This window comes from Pseudomonas sp. NPDC087803 (assembly GCF_044742995.1).
Classification (GTDB): domain Bacteria; phylum Pseudomonadota; class Gammaproteobacteria; order Pseudomonadales; family Pseudomonadaceae; genus Aquipseudomonas.
Genome location: NZ_JBIUVO010000159.1, coordinates 1 through 1313, shown reverse-complemented (window position 1 = coordinate 1313; position 1313 = coordinate 1). Strand labels below are relative to the sequence as shown.

Annotated in this window: 1 protein-coding gene; it reads left to right on the top strand. The window is 53.2% G+C overall.

Annotated features, from left to right (window positions below; genetic code table 11):
• The first annotated feature begins 53 nt into the window (after positions 1–53).
• Positions 54–1276 (top strand): IS3 family transposase gene (locus ACIOUG_RS27165; protein WP_401070284.1). Its coding sequence is split into 2 segments (ribosomal slippage): positions 54–405 and positions 405–1276, totalling 1224 coding nucleotides; the frame shifts between segments, so codons are not numbered across the junction.
• The last annotated feature ends 37 nt before the right edge of the window (positions 1277–1313 follow it).

The following is a 1313-nucleotide window of genomic DNA, read 5'->3' as shown; positions in this document are numbered from 1 at the left end:
TGTCTCGTCCTGAATAAGGTTTACACCTTCTGACCGATCTTCAGGAGGATTCAATGGATACCGGAAAAAGGCGGAGCCAGCGCGACTACACGCTAGCTTTTAAATTGTCAGTCGTAGATCAAGTCGAAAAAGGCGAGTTGAGTTATAAAGAGGCTCAACGGCGCTTTGGCATTCAAGGCCGGTCCACGGTACTGGTTTGGTTACGCAAGCATGGCCGACAGGACTGGAGCCAAGGCGCCTCAATCCGAGCGCCGCGGAGCAGGCCGATGACCGACCCCAACCTCCCGCTGACACCCGAACAGCGGATCAAAGAGCTTGAAGAACAGTTGGCGCTGAGCAATCAGAAGGCCCAGTTCTTTGAAGCTGTCGTGAACGTCTTGAAAAATGATTACGGTGTGTCCATCGTAAAAAAGCGACCCGGCAAGTCCTCTCGCAAGGGCAAATCCAAGACCTGAGCATTACCAGGGCTTGCCTGTTTATAGGCATTTCGCGCCAAGCGTATTACAAGCGCAACCGAGCCTTTGACGCGAGAGCTTGCCAAGACCAGCAGGTCGTGGAATTCGTTCTGGAAAAGCGTCGCCGCCAGCCGAGGCTTGGGACGCGCAAACTGCACCACCTGATGGTAATTGAAGCCGCAGCGACGCTACGTGTCGGTCGAGACCGCCTGTTTTCCATCTTGCGAGAGGCGCGAGAGCTGGTTCCTCGCAAACGTGCTTATCATAAAACCACGCATAGCCATCATCGCTTCCGCCGTCACCCCAACCTACTCAAAGCTGGCCCGGAACAAGTTGTAGCCAGCAGACCTGAGCAGGTTTGGGTCGCAGACATTACCTATCTCCCAACGCGGGAAAGTGTCGCCTACGTTAGCCTGATAACAGACGCGTACTCACGCAAAATCGTGGGTCATCATGTGCACAGCAGCCTGCATACGGAGTCGGTGGTCAGGGCGCTGCAGAAGGCTGTTAGTCAGCGAAAATCCAATCAACCGCTCATTCATCATTCAGATCGCGGAGCCCAGTATTGCTCCGATTTATACCAACGGATGCATACCCGGCATGGAATCAGGTGCTCAATGACTGACGGTTATGATTGCTATCAGAACGCTATGGCAGAGAGGGTAAATGGGATTTTGAAGACTGAGTTTTTGTTGCATCGCCCCAAAGACCTGGCGGATGCAGTGAAAATGGTGGATGAGTCGGTGCAAATCTACAACCGGGAGCGGCCGCACTTATCCCTGAAATACAAAACGCCCGATGCGGTGCATCGGGCGTTTTGAGACTGAAACAGGTGTAAACCTATTTCAGGACTAGACA